The sequence below is a fragment of the Akkermansia sp. NBRC 115031 genome, assembly GCF_030268505.1.
Taxonomy (GTDB): Bacteria; Verrucomicrobiota; Verrucomicrobiia; order Verrucomicrobiales; family Akkermansiaceae; genus Akkermansia; species Akkermansia massiliensis.
This window is the reverse complement of sequence record NZ_BSQU01000001.1, coordinates 336,900-352,339: the sequence shown is the minus strand read 5'-3', so window position 1 is coordinate 352,339 and position 15,440 is coordinate 336,900. Positions and strand designations below refer to the sequence as shown.

Sequence of the window (15,440 nt, the reverse complement as noted above, 5' to 3'; positions counted from 1 at the left end):
GTTCCCTGCCGCAGAAACGCACCCGCTTTCCATCAAGCATCACTCCGCGTCCGGCGTAATCACCATGTCCACATGCCTGTCATGGGCTTCCATGGGCACGTCGTCCAGAAGCTGGCAGGGGAAGCAGACTCCCGCCAGGGAAACTCCCGCAGCCGGACCGGCCAGCAGGGTATCATAAAATCCGCCGCCGTACCCCAGCCGCTTGCCGTCCCGCGTAAACGCGGCTCCCGGCAGAACAATCAATTCCATTTCTCCCGCATGCAGTTCCGGGCAACCCGGGCCGGGTTCGCGAATGTCCCAGCAGCCCGTCACAAACTCCCCGTGATGGCATACACGGTGGAAGCTCAGCGTCCTTCCCTCATGCACCAGCGGGAAGTACCATTCCCGGTCCGGCAGCATGTCCAGCAGGGGCAGCAAATCCACTTCCCCCGGCCTGGCGGCAAAAACAGCCACGCGCCGGAAATTCTTTTCCCGTACCAGCGCCGCCACACGGCGGCAGATGGAACGGGACATGGCTTCCCGGGAGGCGGCGTCCAATCCGCCTATCCTTTCACGTATCATGCGGCGCACTTCCCGCTTGGAAGCCGCCGGACCGCTCACGGTTCCGGATTGGGGTGCTTTTCCTTCCATTCCAACAGGCTCTTTAAAAATACGCTTTCCAATGAGTTGCGCGGGTGTCCGGCTTCCAGCCATGCGGCGCGGCCGTCTTCCCGCACCAGCTCCTTCAACTGTTCCAGCAGCTCCGGGGAGGCGTGCTCCAGCAGGATTTCCTGCTTGTCGGAATCCCGTGTCAGCTCGTTCACGGAACCCTCCGCAATGAGCAGCCCTTTAAAGATGACGCCCACCCGGTCGCAAACCTCCTGAACCTGTTCCAGCAGGTGGGAGCACAGGAAAACGGTTAGGCCGCGCGCCTTCAGGTTCTCAATAATGTTCCGGATGTCGCGGGAACCGAGGGGGTCTACGCCGGCGGTCGGTTCGTCCAGCACCAGCAGGCGGGGGGACTGAACCAGGGCCTGCGCCATGCCGACGCGCTGGAGCATTCCCTTGGAATAACCGCCCAGCCGCCTGTCCGCCGCGTCGGCCAGCCCCACCAGGTCCAGCAGTTCACGGACTTTCTCTTTCAGGGATTTGCCGCTCAGGCCGCACAGCTTGCCGTAAAAGGAGACGGTTTCCGCCCCCGTCAGGAATTTGTAGAAGTAGGGGTTTTCCGGCAGGAAGCCCACCTCCTCCTTGCTGTCCGGGGACAGGCTGGATTTGCCGAAGATGGCGCATGAACCCTCCGTGGGCCTCACCAGCCCCAGCAGGGCCTTCATCAGGGTGGACTTGCCGGAGCCGTTCGGGCCAATGAGGCCGTATACCTCTCCCTGCCGGATGCTCATGTCTATCCCCCGCACGGCATGCACCACGGGCTTGCCAAGACCTGTCTTGAAGGTCTTGTGCAGGTTGACGATTTCAGCGGCGGCAGGCTGGTCCATAAGAACTCGGTCAATGCTTGATCTGCCCCAGGCGGCGCAGAAGAATCTGGCTCATGTCTATTCCCTTGGAGAACAAGTCCACCGGGAAGTTTTCATTGGGGGAGTGGATGCGCGCATCCGGCAGGCACATGCCCAGCATCAGGGCGTCCGCTCCCAGCACGCGCTTCATTTCCTCAATGATCGGGATGCTGCCGCCCTCCCTCACCAGCACGGGCTTGCGGCCAAAGGCCTCTTCCAGCGCCTGCTGGGCAGCCAGGCCGAACTCGGAATTCGGGTCGCACACGTAGGCGTTTCCGCCGTGGCCCCGCTTAAATTCCACCGTGACGCCCCTGGGGACATGGCTCTTCACATGTTCTTCCAGCAGCGTTTCAATCTTTTCCGGCTGCTGGCCGGGAACCAGGCGGCAGGAAATCTTGGCAAAGGCATGGCTGGGAATGATCGTCTTGCTTCCCTCTCCCTGGTAGCCGCCTCCGATGCCGTTGATTTCCAGCGTAGGACGGGCGAAAATGCATTCCGCCCCGGTGAAGCCCGATTCCGTCACCACGGTTTCCACGCCCGTCAGCTTCGCCAGCTCTTCATTGCTCATGCCGGGCACGGTGGCCCACATGCTGCGCTCCCACGTGGCGATGGGTTCCACGCCATCGTAAAAACCTCTCACGGCCACGCGGCCGTCCTCGTCATGGAAGGAAGTGATTATTTCCGCCAGGGCCGCAATGGGGTTGGCTACCGCGCCGCCGAACACGCCGGAATGAAGGTCCGCGGAAGGGCCCTTCACGATAATTTCCGCCCCGGCCAGGCCGCGCAGGCCATAGGAAAACGTCGGTGTGTCCGGAGCGGCCATCCCGGTATCGGAAACCACAATCACGTCGCAGGCCAGTTCGTCCCTGTGGTCCTTGATGAATTGGGAAAGACTGCCGCTGCCCACTTCCTCCTCCCCTTCCAGCAGGAAGATCACGTTCACCGGAAGGTGGCCGCCGTTCTGGCGGAGCAATTCCTCCACGCCCAGAATATGGGCGAACAACTGCCCCTTGTTATCCGTGGCGCCGCGGGCGTAAATCTTCCCGTCCCGCACTTCCGGTTCAAACGGGTCGGACTCCCACAGCTCAACCGGGTCCACGGGCTGCACATCATAATGGCCGTAAATCAGCACGGTTGGCTTGCCTTCCTCCCGCGGGCTGCGGGCCATCACAATGGGATGGAGGCGCGTCTTGTGGGCCGCGGCTTCCAGCCCCATGCCGGACAGCTTGTCCACCAGCCAGTCCGCGCAGTCGCTCACGTCCTGGGCGTGCTCCTTCTGGGCGGAAATGCTGGGGAATCTCAACAAGGTTGCCAATTGATCCAGTCTGTTCATGGCGCCATCAGACCACGCCTGAGGCTTCAAATCAACCGGTAAAGTGTGGCATTCCGCGCCGGAACGGGCCTTTTTTCAAAAAAATGAGGCTTGCCCGCGGGTCTGGGAACAATATTTGATTGCCCTCGCGCGAGATTTGTTCCTTTATATAGGATTATGTTCAGCAAATCCAAAGTGAAGAAAGTGGATTTCGTCACCCTGTCCAAATTTTACGGCAAATACAAGGAAGCCCTCCAACTGGAGCTCATCAACAGCCCCGCCGGCCTCAGCCGCCACATTTGCGAACCCGCCCTCAACCGCCCCGGGCTGGCGATCGCCGGCTTTTACTCCTACTTTGCCAACAAGCGCATCCAGGTCTTCGGCTCCGCGGAGCTGGCCTACCTTCAAAAACTGCCGGAGGGCATGCGCAAATCCCGCATCCAGCGCATGTTCCGGTGCGAGGTCCCGGGCATCGTCTTCTCCCGTGACCAGGACCCGCCCCAGGAAATCGTGGAGCTGGCGGATGAGGCCGGCGTCTGCGTCTTCCGCACGAGCCTGGTGACCATGAAATTCGTCAACTCCGCCACCATCATTCTGGAAAACGAATTCGCGGAAAGCCTCACCCTGCACGGCTGCATGGTGGACGTGCGCGGCGTGGGCGTCCTCATCCGCGGCAAGAGCGGCGTGGGCAAGAGTGAAACGGCCCTGGGCCTGATTGAACGCGGGGCGGCCCTAGTGGCGGACGACATGGTGTACGTGCGCAACGTGGGCGGAGAACTGGTGGCCAGCGCGCCGGAGATGAGCCGCGGCTTCATGGAAGTGCGCGGGCTGGGCATCGTCAACATCACCACCCTCTTCGGCCTCAAATCCATCCGCCACAACAAGCGGCTGGACCTCATCGTCACCCTCATTCCCGCCAAGGACCAGGAAGCGCTGGACAGGCTGGGGCTGGAAAGGGAGGGCCTGGACGTTCTCGGGGAAAAAGTGCTCCACGTGCAGCTCTCCGTAGCCCCCGGCAGGGACATCGCCCGCCTGGTGGAAGTGGCCGCCATGGACTACCATCTCAAGGACATGGGCATCGACATGGCCGGGGAGTTCAACCGCCGCCTCATGTCAAACTTCCAGCCCCCTGAAAACCAGGACTGACAAAAAACTCTTGGAAAAAAACTTCAATTAGTGTACTTACCGTTCTAGCAACCGTTATCACCCCTTACTTCAAATTCCATGGTTACCAAGGAACTCACCATCATCAACAAACTCGGCATTCACGCGCGTCCGGCTGCTCAATTCGTCAAACTGGCCAGTAAATTTGATGCAGACATTGTCGTGGAGAAGGATGGCGAGGAAGTTGATGGAAAGAGTATTCTGGGCTTGATGATGCTGGCGGTAGGCCACGGCTCCAAGATCACCATCACGGCGGAAGGAAAGGATGAGCAGGAAGCGTTGAACGCGCTGGAAGACCTGATTTCCCGCAAGTTTGAAGAAGATTGAACACTCCGGCTCACGGCCATATGAGACCGGGCCATCAAGCCCGCAGATGATTCAGGAACCCATTTCCACGGAAGAAACCTGGCTTCAGGGCATTCCCGTTTCCCCCGGCATCGCCCTGGGCAAGATCAAAATTCAGATCAGCGGTTCCAAGGAACCCGTGGCGTATGAAATTTCCCCGGAGGAGGTGGATGCCGAATTGGTGCGCTTCCACCAGGCGCTGCAAACCACCGCGGATCAGATCCGGACGCTGCGTGAGCGCATGATCCAGATATCCGGGGAAAAGGACGCCTCCATCTTTGACGCCCACATCCTTCTTCTTCAGGACAAGGTCATCCTCCAGCAGGTTCAGACGGAGCTGCTCAAGCGCCTCCAGAACGTGGAGCACATCTTTTATGTGGTCATGCAGAACTACATGGAAGTCCTGCGCCGCGTGGACGACCCCTACCTGCGCGCCAAGACCGCGGACATGGAGGACGTCATGCAGCGGGTCATCAACAACCTCCGCAGCACGGAACCCCTGGAAGACGAGGAAGAGGCGGAGGAAGCCCAGGTGCTGGTGGCCTATGACCTGACCCCTTCCGACACGGCGGCCATGGACGCCAGCCTGATTCACGGCTTTGCCACGGAAATAGGCTCCTCCGTTTCCCACACCGCCATCCTCGCCCGCTCCATGGGCATTCCCGCCGTCGTTGGACTGGACCAGGCCCTCCTGCGGGTGGAAAGCCACGCCCCCGCCATCCTGGACGGCTACAAGGGAGTGCTCATCCTGAAGCCCACGCAGGAGACGGTGGAGTACTACAACCGCCTCCAGGTGGAAAAGGAAAAGGCCTACAAGGCGCTGGAAGCGCTGCGGGACCTGCCTACCATCACCAGGGACGGCCGCAACATCCGCCTTTCCGTCAACGTGGAATTCCCCCATGAATACTCCGGCATCAAGGAGGTGGGGGCGGAAGGCGTGGGACTCTTCCGCACGGAATTCTTCCTGCTGGGCAATCCAGCCGGCATGCCGGACGAGGAGGAACAGACACGCTACTACAAGAAGCTGGCGGAAGGCTGCGCGCCCCACGGCGTCATCTTCCGCACGCTGGACTCCGGCGGCGACAAGCTGCCGTGCGAACGGCTCTGTACGCCGGAACCTAATCCCTTCCTGGGCTGGCGCGGCATCCGCGTCTCCCTCAGCCGTCCGGAGCTTTTCAAGCAGCAGCTCCGCGCCATTCTCCGCGCCTGCGCGGACACGCCCGGCTGCGGCATCATGTTCCCGATGATCTCCGGCTATACGGAGGTGGTCACCGCCAAGCACATCCTTCAGGAATGCCGGGAGGAACTGGAAAAGAAAAACGTTCCCTACGCGCGGGACCTGAAGGTGGGCATCATGATTGAAGTGCCCAGCGCCGCCATCATGACGGACGTGCTCGCCCGGGAGGTGGACTTCTTCTCCGTAGGCACGAACGACCTCACGCAGTACACCATCGCCGTGGACAGGGTCAACAACCGCGTCGCCAACATGTTCCGCCCCACGCACCCCGCCGTGGTGCGCATCATCGGCATGACGATCACCGCCGGAGAACGGGAAAACGTCCCCACGGCCATCTGCGGGGAAATGGCGGGGGACATCACCCTGCTTCCCCTGCTGATCGGGCTGGGCGCCACCTCCATGTCCGTGGGCGTGCATCTGGTCCCCATCATCCGGTACGCCATCCGCAACCTGGACTACGGCCAGTGCCGGGACATGGCGCAGAAGGCGCTTCAGGCGCCCAACAGCAGGACCATCGTGGACCTGAGCACGGCTCTGGCACGGAAATCCTATCCGGCCCTGTTTGAATAAGGCCTTCCCTTCCGGCGCATGCCGTACCGGAAAAAACGGCTCTTATCCCCGGCAAACTGCCGCGGGAACACGAATCCTTGACAGAATAGCCCGTTTCATGCGTTATATGAGTACTGGTCTTTTTATCATGAAAACTTTCCGCATTGCATTTTCTCTCATCCCGTTCCTGCTGGGAAGCGCCCTGCCCGCTTCCGCAGCACCCTCAAACGCGCCCCGCGCGGAAGCCCAGAAGCGCCCCAACATCATCCTTTTCCTGGTGGACGACATGGGCTGGCAGGATACATCCCTGCCCTTCTGGAGGGAAGCGGACGGCACGCCCAAGCCCACCTTCCTGAACAAGCGCTACCGCACGCCCAACATGGAGGCCCTGGGCAAGCAGGGCATGGTCTTCACGAACGCCTATGCGCAGCCCATCTGTTCCCCCAGCCGGTGCAGCCTCATCTCCGGCATGAACTCCGCCCGGCACCGCGTCACCAACTGGACGCTCCTGCGGGACCAGACCACCGATGCCGGCCACAAGGCGCTCAAAGCTCCTGCGGACTGGAGCATCAACGGCGTGCAGCCGCTGGGCACCAAATCTTCCGGCACCACCCTTCTCCCCCTGACGGAAGAGAAAATCCAGTACAAGATGGAAAAGCCCTTTACCCCGGTGCTGGGGCTGCCCGCCCTGCTCAAAAAACAGGGCTATACCACCATCCACTGCGGGAAGGCCCACTTTGGCTCCAAAAATACCCCGGGGGCCAATCCCAAACTCTTCGGCTTTGACTACAACATCGCCGGCACGGAAATCGGCGGCCCGGCGGACTACCGGGGCTCCCAGAAATACGGCACGGGTAACTTCCACGTCCGCGGCCTGGATGAGAACAACTATTATGAAAACGACGTCTTCCTGACAGAGGCCCTGACGCAGGAGGTGCTGAAACGCCTGGACGCCATCAGGAACAACCCCAAGGAGGCGGACAAGCCCTTCTACCTGTACATGTCCCATTACGCCATCCACGCCCCCTTCGACATGCGCGGCTATGACAAGCGCTTTGCGGAAGACTACTCCAACCCGAACGACGGCCACAACTGGTCCGATAACGAAAAACGCTACTCCGCCCTGATCCAGGGGATGGACAAGAGCCTGGGCGACATCCGGCAGTACCTGGAAAAGAACAATCTGGATAAAAACACCGTCATCATCTTCATGGCGGACAACGGCGGCCTCGCCATCAGCGGGCGCATGGGCAACAAGGAATCCAACTACCCGCTGAGCTTCGGCAAGGGCTCCAACCGGGAAGGCGGCATCCGGGAGCCGATGATCGTTTACTGGCCCGGAGTCACCAAGCCGGAAAGCGTCTGCACCACTCCCGTCATCATTGAAGACTTCTTCCCGACCATTCTGGAAATGGCGGGAGCCAAAAAAATCCAGGCTCCGCAGGTCGTGGATGGCAAAAGCTTCGTCACCCTGCTGAAGGGCGGCAAAATGAACCCCAACCGCCCCCTGCTCTTCCATACGCCCAACGTCTGGGGAGAGGGGAACGGCAACAACTCGCTTTATTCCCCCAGCACGGCCATGCGCCAGGGGGACTGGAAGCTGATTTACTGGCACCCCACCCAGAAGTTTGAACTCTTCAACATCAAGGAAGACATCAGCGAGGAGCACAACCTGGCGGAACGGCATCCGGACCGCGTGAAAGCCATGGCAAAAACCATGACCGCCCTGCTCAAGGACCGCAAGGCCCAGATGCCCACCTACAAGAAAGACAACCCCGCCGGAGCCCGGGAAGGCTCCCCCGTGCCGTGGCCGGACCAGGCGGCGGCCAGGCTGTAAAGGCATCTCCACCCCTCCCCGGAAAGCCGCATTATTCCCTTTTCTTTTAAGGAAACAGGGAGTATGGTGCGGCTTTCCTGTTTTTATTCCCTTTCTCCATTCTCTTTACAATATCATGAAAAACCTTCTTTCCATCGAACAGCTTACCGGAGACGAAATCAAGGACCTGCTCGCGCTGGGCCACAAGCTCAAGGCGGAACGCGGCCATCACGAACGCCTGCCCCTGAAAGGCCAGACCTGGGCGCTTATTTTCTCCAAATCCTCCACCCGCACCCGCGTTTCCTTTGAAGTGGGCATCAGCGAACTGGGCGGACGCCCCATGTTCCTTTCCGTCCATGACATCCAGCTCGGGCGCGGAGAACCCATCAAGGACACGGCCCGCGTGCTGGGCCGCATGATCCACGGGGCCGCCATCCGGACTTACGGCCAGCAGGAAGTGGAGGAATTCGCCGGCTTCTCCGGCATTCCCACCATCAATGCCCTGACGGACGAGGAACACCCCTGCCAGATCCTGGCGGACCTGCTCACCATTGAGGAAATTTACGGCCCCGGCTCCTGGAAGGACATGAAGATCGCCTTCGTAGGGGACGGGGACAACAACATGTCCCGCTCCTGGATGTGGGCGGCCAAGCGGCTGGGCTTCACGCTCGCCATCGGCGCGCCGACCAACTACCTGCCGCTGGAAGACTTCCGCAAGCATCTGGACTGCGAGAACGTCATCTTCACCACGGACCCCGTGGAAGCCGTGAAGGGAGCCTCCGTCATCAACACGGACGTCTGGCTCTCCATGGGCCAGGAAGCGGAAGGCCTGTCCAAGGAAAAACACTTCTACCCCTACCAGGTGAACAGGGAGCTGCTGGAACACGCCGCCCCCAACCACTCCGCCTTCCACTGCCTGCCCGCCTACCGCGGCAAGGAAATCACGGAAGACGTGCTGGAACACTTCGCCCCCGTCATCTTCCGTGAAGCGGAAAACAGGGTCCACGCCCAGAAAGCCGTTCTCGCCACGCTGGCGGACGCCAACCGGGCATAACCGGCCTTTCCCACCAAAATCCGAGCCATGAACTACGAAGAACGCCTGCAAGACCTGCTGGATGAACTGGACCTGTTCCAGGACTGGACGGAACGCTACGAATACATCATCAGCCTGGGCAAGAAGCTTCCAAAGCTGGACGAAGCCCACAAGACGGAGGACTCCCTCATCAAGGGCTGCCAGTCCCGCGTGTGGCTGTACACGGAGCCGGACAAGGGCGTGCTGAAGCTCTACGCGGACAGCGACTCCCTCATCACCAAGGGCCTCATTGCCGTCTTCATCCGGCTGCTCTCCGGCCTTCCCCCGGAAGAAATCCTGAAAGCGGACATGTCCAAGCTGGACAGGACCGGCCTGAAGGACCATCTGGCGCCCACCAGGGCGAACGCCCTCAACTCCATGGCCGCCCAGATCAAGCAGGCCGCCATGAACATGGTGGAACACCATTGATTTTTCCGGTATGATGACCCACGGCCTTCTCCCGCATCTCTTCCTTCTCTCCGCGGCCTGTTGCGCGTGCCTCTCATGCAGCAGCTCTTCCAGGGACATCACTATCCGCAGCGTCCCTTCCGGGGCCAGCCTGCGCGTGAACGGAGACTATGCGGGGCAGGCACCCGTCACGCTCTCCCTGAACAGGCACAAGTCCGTGCACGTGGCGGCGGACAAGCCCGGCTTCCTTTCCACGGAAAAAACCTTTTATCCGGAGATGACCACGCAGGGGGCCATCCTGTGGGGCCGCAACAACGAAAAGTCAAAAGACTTCAAGACGGACACCCTGACCATTCGCCTGAAAAAGGCGGACTCCGGAGCGCCGCCCCTGAGAGAACTGCCCGCACAGTGGTAACGGCCTCCCGGCCATGCCTCTCCCCGGGCACGGCTCCATTCCTTCCCTGACGCGCGCGGCACGTGCCGCGCGCCCCCTTTGGGTCCTCTCCGCATCCGGCCTTGATACGCCGGTTTTTCGCGGTAATGGCTATCCTTCCTCCTGCCCCAGGTGCCGGGCCATGACGGCGGAACCCACCCTTTTCAGGACCAGGGCCGTACGCGGCAGCAGGTACAGGGAAAGATTCCCGTCTTCATCCGTAAAATGCGGCATGGAATCGTCCTGCCTTCCAAAGCCGCCGAAGCGGGCGCCGTCCGTATCCAGCACGACCCTCCATTCCCCCTTCTGGGGAGCGGGCAGCACGTAATCCATGATCGCCCTGTCTCCGGACCAGTTGAACACAAACAGCAGGCCACCGCGGTGGAACGCCATGACCTGGTTGTTTTCGTCAATATTCAGCGGGAACGGCGGCGGATTGTTCAGCAGCCGTGCGTCCAGGGCCAGGCGGACCATGGCCTGGTCAAAGGCATTCAGGAACTTGAACCTGAGGGACGGATTATCCACCAGGGACCACTGGCGGCGGCAGTGCTCGTAAGACCAGCCGTTGCCTTCACGCGGAAAATCAATCCATTCCGGATGCCCGAACTCGTTGCCCATGAAATTCAGCCAGCCTTCCCCCCCGGTAGCCAGCGTCACCAGGCGGATCATCTTGTGCAGCGCCATGCCGCGGTCAACAACAAGGCTCTGCTGGTCCACGGCCATCTTCCAGTACATCTCCGCATCCATCAGGCGGAACGCCAGGGTCTTGTCCCCCACCAGGGCCTGGTCATGGCTCTCGCAGTAAGCCACGTGCGGCTCGCCGTAACGCCTGTTGGTCAGCGTATGCCACATGTCGCCCATGCTCCATTCCTCGTCCTTCTTCTCCTTGAGCAGCTTGATCCAGTAATCGGGAATGCCCATGGCCAGCCGATGGGAAAAGCCCAGGCCCCCTTCATCCACCGGGCGGCACAGCCCCGGCATGCCGGACATGTCCTCCGCAATCGCGACGGCGCCCGGTCTTACCCGCTGGATCAGCGTGGAGGCCAGCTGCAAATAAGCCACGGCGTCCAGGTCCACGGACGGCCCGAAGTACGCGCCCAAATCCCCGAACGGCTCGTGGCCCCGGTGGAAATACAGCATGGACGTCACGCCGTCAAAGCGGAACCCGTCAAAGCGGAACTCCTCCAGCCACCAGCGGACATTGGACAGCAGGAACTCAATCACCTCGTCCCGCCCATAGTCAAAGCAGCAGGAATCCCAGTCCGGATGATGGCCGCGCTCCCCGGGCAGGAAATACATGCCTCCGGAACCGTCAAAATTATTCAGACCTTCCGCCTCATTCTTCACGGCATGGGAATGCACCACATCCAGCAGCACGGCGATGTTCAGGCCGTGCGCCTGGTCAATCAGGTACTTCAGATCCTCCGGCGTGCCGAAACGGGAGGAAGGAGCGAAAAAGGAGGAAACGTGATAGCCGAAGGAGCCATAATAGGGATGCTCCTGGACGGCCATCAACTGGACGGTATTGTAGCCCAGTTTGGAAATGCGGGGGAGAACTTCATCCGCAAACTCCCGGTACGTATGCACGCGCTGCTCTTCCCCGCCCATGCCCACATGCGCCTCGTAAACGAACGGCACCTCTATCCGGGAAGGGTCAAAGCCGTTGTTCCTCCATTCATAGGGGTGCTCCGGCATCCATATCTCCCCAGCAAAATCATAAGTGGCGGGGTCCTGCACGGCCCTGGTGATCCACGCGGGAATACGGTCCTTGCCCGTGCCGTCCGCGCCGATCACGTGCACCTTCACCTTCTGCCCGTGGGCCAGCGCGTCAGGCGGCAGCGTTATCTCCCACACGCCGCGCTCATTCCGCACCAGCGGGTGGCTCTCCCGGTCCCAGCCGTTGAAATCCCCCGCCAGGAACAGTCCGCGGGCGGCGGGCGCCCATTCCCGGTACGTCCATGCCCCCGTCTCCGGATCACGGTTGAAGCCGTAATAGCGGTACCCCTGCGCATACCCCTCCAGAGAGCCGGAACGCTGGCTGATCCTTTTCATTTTCAGGTCAAACAAACGCTGGCGGTCGCGTATCTGGCGGGAATACGGCTGGAGCCAGCCGTCCGCCATCACCAAACCGGGAATCGGGGGTCTTCTCATTATCCGATGATACTCCGCCCCAATCAGCAGGGTCAAGGAGAAAGACGTTCTTCCGGGCCTCCCCGCGCATGTCCTGCGCCCGCAGCGTCAGGAACACCTCCTTTCCGGAGAATACGCCACGGCGGAACGCCGGAACCACGCAGCTCCTCCCATGCGCCCCTAGTCACATTCCGGCAAACGCCCGGTATCCCGCATGTACAGCATCCTGAGCAGCACTTCCTTGGAAATCCGGTTCAGGTCAAAATGCACAGGCGGCGAATCAGGAAGGACACCCCAGTCTCCATATTGCCCGTATAAAACCATTTCAGGCACCCGGGGCCCGGGAAAAGTCTTTCCTTCAAACAGGACGCTGGACAGGGGAAACATCCATTCATGACGGAAGGAATGGCGGCACGGTCCGGCAAAGGGAATTTCAAAACCCAGACAGACGTTTCCATCCTCCACAGGCTCCTTCCCTTCCATCACCAACTCATCCCTGATCTTCATTTTATCCTCATAAGAACACAGCGTTTGGTAACGGCGCGACGTGTTAGCTTCATAATCAATCAGCTTAGAAGCCTTGTAATTACGCAGCATCCATTCCCGCTCCTCCGGATCATCCGGAGACCAAGAGCCGGGAGCAACATCGTACGGGAAAATGTCCACATTGCACAAGGTGCCCGGCAGCCCAATCTGGATAAACGGCTCCAGGCTGACGGAAAAGCCGCGGGAACCAAACAACTCGGCAGCGCCCGCCCTCAGTCGTTCATAGTCGCTTCGCAGCATGGAAATATCCAGATCATCATCCCAGGGAATAAACCCCTTATGCCTGACCGCCCCCAGAAGGGTCCCGAAATCCAGCCAGTACTGGTAGCCGTTTTCTTCAAGAATACTGCCCACCTCCTTCAAAAAAAATGCCATGGCCTGCTGCACAACCCTCAGCACGCCGGACGCCGCCGGAACTTCCTCCGCCCGGACGGTGGACTTCACCAGCTTTCTCATCTGTGCATGCTCATTTTCCTTCCCCACCCTGAACCGGGCGCAGGGAATGCCGAACAACCTGATGGTACGCTTCTTTCTATCCGTGATTGAAGAAAGCACCGTCAGGCCGCAGCAGCGTACTTCCGTCACCCACAGATGTTTATTTTTCATTAGCTTTCCGGTTCTTCCGGCAGTGATGAACGAAGGCAATCTCATGGTGGGCAAATCTAGGCAGTGAATACGGGAAAATATCAATCTTTCCGTAAGCGAACAACGGGGGGGTCCTGAAACGGACCTTATCCACCGGATACCATAAGTCAATGAAAAACAATGCGGCTTTTTAATGAAAAACAACCATTTCCGTATATTAAAACCATTTTCTCCAAGATGCAGCTTTTGAAAAAAACCCTCAATTCTCTTTTCCCCAACTTCCATAGCATGCGGATTGATCATCCGTTAAACGGATCGCCATCTCCATTTGAAGTTAAATCAATGAAAAGCGGGAAAATAGGGAAGGAAAATGAATTACGTACTTTTCCTTTTTCACCAATGTACTTTCCATTAACATGTTTTTGCAGAAATTTTTACTTTGACGGCGGATGATCAATCCGTTAAACATTGTTCTTGGTTCTTTTTAAGTTCTGAAGACAAATTAGAGTATTTATGCAGGCGATCATTTTAGCGGCCGGAATGGGAAAAAGACTGGGGCATCTCACCCAGGACAACACCAAATGCATGATTCAAGTGAACGGGGTAACGCTGATTGAGCGAATGCTGAGGCAACTGGACAACCTTTCCCCTTCCCTGGAGAAAATCGTCGTCGTCACGGGATACAAGGGAGCAAAACTTAAATCCTTCATCTCTCTTCTGGACATTTCCACGCCCGTGGAATACGTGGACAATCCCCTTTATGCCGCCACCAATAACATTTATTCCCTTTACCTGGCCAAGGAGCACCTGCTTCAGGACGATACGCTGCTCTTTGAATCCGACCTGATTTTTGAAGACTCCGTCATTGACGCCCTGCTCCACCATCCCTACCCCAGCCTGGCCCTCGTCGCCAAATTTGAAAGCTGGATGGACGGCACCGTCGTCACGCTGGATGAAGACGACAACATCAAGCAATTCATTCCCGGCAGCAAATTCTCCTATAAGAAAAAAACGGAATACTTCAAGACCGTCAACATTTACAAATTCAACAGGGATTTCTCCCGTACCCACTACGTCCCCTTCCTCACCGCTTACAGCAAAGCCCTGGGCAACAACGAATATTACGAGCAGGTGCTGCGGGTCATCGCCCTGCTGGACAAACCGGAAATCAAGGCCCTGCGTCTCGGCAGCGAAGCATGGTATGAAATAGACGACATCCAGGATCTGGACATAGCGGCTTCCATGTTCACACCAGACCGGGAGGAACACCTGCGCCTGATGGAGTCCCGGTACGGCGGCTACTGGCGCTACCCACGCATCAGGGATTTCTGCTACCTGGTCAATCCATACTTCCCCAACAAGCGCCTCATGTCCGAACTCAAGGCGAACTTCGAGCACCTGGTGCGGGAATACCCGTCCGGCATGAGGGTCAACAGCCTGCTGGCCGCAAAATACTTCGGCGTCAGCCAGGAATACATCTGCATCGGCAATGGCGCGGCGGAACTCATCAAGGCGCTCATGTCCCGCATGGAAGGGAAAATGGGCGTCGTCTACCCCACCTTTGAGGAATATCCCAACCGGGCGGCCCCGGATATGGTGGTGCCCTTCCATCCCGCTTCCTGGAATTTCAGCTACACGGCGGACGACCTGATGGAATTCTTCTCCGGCAAGGACATCAGCACCCTGCTCCTTGTCAATCCGGGCAATCCTTCCGGCTTCTTCCTCCCGAAGGCCGACGTGCTGCGCCTCTGCCTGTGGACGAAGGAGCGCGGCATTCGCCTGATCGTGGATGAATCCTTTGTGGATTTCTCTGAAGGCATGCCGGACAACACGTTGCTCCGGGACACCCTCCTTGAGGAGTACCCCCATTTGGCGGTGGTTAAAAGCATTTCAAAGTCCTACGGCGTTCCAGGCCTCCGCCTGGGGGTTCTGGCCTCTGCAGACAAAAAGCTGATTGCATGGATAAAAAAGGACGTTTCCATCTGGAACATTAATTCCATTGCCGAATTTTACATGCAGATCTTCGGGAAATATGAACAATCCTACGTGCGCGCATGCCGCCGCTTCATGCAGGAACTCTCCCGCGTTCCCTTCCTGAACGTCCTCCCCTCCCAGGCCAACTACTTCATGTGCGAGGTAATGCCGCCCATGAAAGCCCGTACCCTCACGGGCCTCCTGTTGAAAAACCACTCCATCCTGATCAAGGATTGCAGCCGGAAAAAGGGCTTTGAGGGTAGGGAATTCATCCGCATCGCCGTCAGGAACAAGGCAGATAACGACGCCCTGGTACGCGCCATGCACGAGATATGTTCAATGCGTTCAAACTAGTCATTAACACCCTTTTCCCAAA

Annotated in this window: 13 protein-coding genes; 8 read left to right on the top strand and 5 right to left on the bottom strand. The window is 59.0% G+C overall.

Annotated elements, in window-relative coordinates; translation table 11 throughout:
- Nucleotides 1-39: 39 nt before the first annotated feature.
- The 3 genes from QSJ36_RS01380 to QSJ36_RS01370 are packed head-to-tail and all read right to left on the bottom strand — an operon-like array spanning nt 40 to nt 2,826.
- Nucleotides 40-600: a 5-formyltetrahydrofolate cyclo-ligase gene (locus tag QSJ36_RS01380; protein ID WP_285466337.1), complete on the bottom strand. Its 561-nt coding sequence runs from the start codon at nt 598-600 to the stop codon at nt 40-42.
- Entirely contained in the window at nt 597-1,475 is an 879-nt protein-coding gene (locus QSJ36_RS01375; protein WP_102721722.1) for an ABC transporter ATP-binding protein, read from the bottom strand. The genes QSJ36_RS01380 and QSJ36_RS01375 overlap by 4 nt, the downstream gene beginning before the upstream one ends.
- 10 nt (nt 1,476-1,485) lie before the next feature.
- On the bottom strand, nt 1,486-2,826 hold the full coding sequence (locus QSJ36_RS01370; protein WP_022398067.1) for a dipeptidase: 1,341 nt from the start codon (nt 2,824-2,826) through the stop codon (nt 1,486-1,488).
- Between the two features lie 156 nt (nt 2,827-2,982).
- Here QSJ36_RS01370 and hprK point away from each other — a divergent pair, with 156 nt between their 5' ends.
- From hprK to QSJ36_RS01335, 7 genes are all read left to right on the top strand, one after another.
- Nucleotides 2,983-3,951: an HPr(Ser) kinase/phosphatase gene (gene hprK, locus QSJ36_RS01365; RefSeq protein ID WP_022398068.1), complete on the top strand. Its 969-nt coding sequence runs from the start codon at nt 2,983-2,985 to the stop codon at nt 3,949-3,951.
- 78 nt (nt 3,952-4,029) lie between these two features.
- On the top strand, nt 4,030-4,296 hold the full coding sequence (locus tag QSJ36_RS01360) for an HPr family phosphocarrier protein (RefSeq protein WP_022197994.1): 267 nt from the start codon (nt 4,030-4,032) through the stop codon (nt 4,294-4,296).
- Between the two features lie 46 nt (nt 4,297-4,342).
- Nucleotides 4,343-6,121, top strand: a complete 1,779-nt coding sequence (gene ptsP, locus QSJ36_RS01355; protein ID WP_022398069.1) for a phosphoenolpyruvate--protein phosphotransferase — start codon at nt 4,343-4,345, stop codon at nt 6,119-6,121.
- Between the two features lie 127 nt (nt 6,122-6,248).
- Nucleotides 6,249-7,937, top strand: coding sequence for a sulfatase (locus tag QSJ36_RS01350; protein ID WP_285466282.1), 1,689 nt, complete (start codon nt 6,249-6,251; stop codon nt 7,935-7,937).
- A 115-nt stretch (nt 7,938-8,052) separates the two neighbouring features.
- Nucleotides 8,053-8,970 (top strand): ornithine carbamoyltransferase, encoded by a 918-nt coding sequence (gene argF / locus QSJ36_RS01345; protein WP_102728409.1) that lies wholly within the window; start codon nt 8,053-8,055, stop codon nt 8,968-8,970.
- A gap of 27 nt (nt 8,971-8,997) precedes the next feature.
- On the top strand, nt 8,998-9,417 hold the full coding sequence (locus tag QSJ36_RS01340) for a SufE family protein (protein WP_022398072.1): 420 nt from the start codon (nt 8,998-9,000) through the stop codon (nt 9,415-9,417).
- Between the two features lie 10 nt (nt 9,418-9,427).
- The gene (locus QSJ36_RS01335; protein ID WP_102727506.1) at nt 9,428-9,811 is read left to right on the top strand and encodes a PEGA domain-containing protein; all 384 of its coding nucleotides are present in this window, start codon (nt 9,428-9,430) and stop codon (nt 9,809-9,811) included.
- A gap of 129 nt (nt 9,812-9,940) precedes the next feature.
- Here the strand turns inward: QSJ36_RS01335 and QSJ36_RS01330 are convergent, their stop codons facing one another.
- A complete protein-coding gene (locus QSJ36_RS01330; protein ID WP_102721725.1) occupies nt 9,941-11,980 on the bottom strand; it encodes an alpha amylase C-terminal domain-containing protein in 2,040 nt (679 codons plus the stop codon).
- Nucleotides 11,981-12,139: 159 nt separating this feature from the next.
- Entirely contained in the window at nt 12,140-13,111 is a 972-nt protein-coding gene (locus tag QSJ36_RS01325) for a LicD family protein (protein ID WP_275539874.1), read from the bottom strand.
- A gap of 492 nt (nt 13,112-13,603) precedes the next feature.
- On the opposite strand from QSJ36_RS01325, the gene QSJ36_RS01320 reads away from it, so the two are divergent.
- Entirely contained in the window at nt 13,604-15,418 is a 1,815-nt protein-coding gene (locus QSJ36_RS01320) for an aminotransferase class I/II-fold pyridoxal phosphate-dependent enzyme (protein ID WP_285466273.1), read from the top strand.
- The last annotated feature ends 22 nt before the right edge of the window (nt 15,419-15,440 follow it).